This is a genomic window from Mycobacterium sp. NPDC006124 (genome assembly GCF_040614235.1).
Lineage (GTDB): Bacteria > Actinomycetota > Actinomycetes > Mycobacteriales > Mycobacteriaceae > Mycobacterium.
On record NZ_JBEXUA010000048.1, the window covers coordinates 1 to 1076 of the forward strand.

Below are 1076 nucleotides of genomic sequence, written 5' to 3' on the forward strand. Positions count from 1 at the left end.
CGAAGAATCACGCGATGACCTTCATTCGATCGGCTACGACACGCCGGGGCTCGAGATTCGGCCCGGCTCGTACACCACTCTGCTGGACGCAACCCCCTTTCGACAGTCTTGTCACGCACCAGGAAGCAACTGGGGCTACTGGTCGGTGGAAACTGGAACGACCGTACGCAGCGAGACCTCGGGGATTGGCAGTCGCTGGTGGCACATTTGCGCCACCGAACGATACACGGGGGATACGTTCCAACACTTGATGAGGCACAGGCCGCAGTCGAGACTTCTGACCGGGTGCGTGACTTCGCCGCAAGCGTCCTCAGCACGCGATTGAAGAAGTTTCCGCGAACGGCCTTGATGCTGATTGGCTCGCAGGCGCTTGAGGCCCAGGGAGAGATGACCAACGCGGTGCGGCGTGAAATGGAGTCGGGTCAGGCAGCAGACTGGGGTCAGAGGTTCTTCCGTTGGAGACGGTGTCTCGCCGGGCTCGTCGAGCGCGAGCTTGACCCGTTCGAGGCTGACCAAGCAGAGGCTCATTTGATTGGTGTTATCACTGGCCGCGGCAGGATTAAATATGTTCGACACCATCGCAATTTAGGTCTGGCGGCCACTGTTGAGTTGTCGGCGCGATCTCGCGACATTGAGCGTTTGGACGAACTGGCCGAGGCCATACCTGACGGAAAGGGACCTGTATCCGTCGCCATTGAAAGTGACGTACCCACAAGGCTGACCGAACATTGGGTAGCCGAACACCGTCGAATCCCCCTCTGCGGCGTCATGGCCAACGGTGCGGACTTCTACTAGTTGAGGAGATCATGCGGTGAGTGGTGATGTGTCGCGACTCAAAGCGGACTGGTTCGACACGACCATCTACCAAAGATGCATCGCCCTGAGTGTTGTCCTTCCCGATTACGTACCGCTTCGATCCAACTCAACGATACGAATCGTCGAAGAGTTCTTCGATAATCGCCCGTTGGGCGTCGACGGCATTGGGTCAAGTCCATGGACGTGGTGTACGACGTCGTCGTGTGATTCTTCGAGTTGATCGTTCAGGCGGGCAGTGCCGCGGGGGTTTCCTCCTGTTC

The 1076-nt window shown here is 58.4% G+C and carries 1 protein-coding gene; it reads left to right on the top strand.

Annotation, left to right across the window (positions count from 1 at the left end; translation table 11 throughout):
* The first annotated feature begins 285 nt into the window (after positions 1-285).
* Positions 286-795 (top strand): hypothetical protein, encoded by a 510-nt coding sequence (locus ABZ195_RS28655; protein WP_355223260.1) that lies wholly within the window; start codon positions 286-288, stop codon positions 793-795.
* Positions 796-1076: the final 281 nt, after the last annotated feature.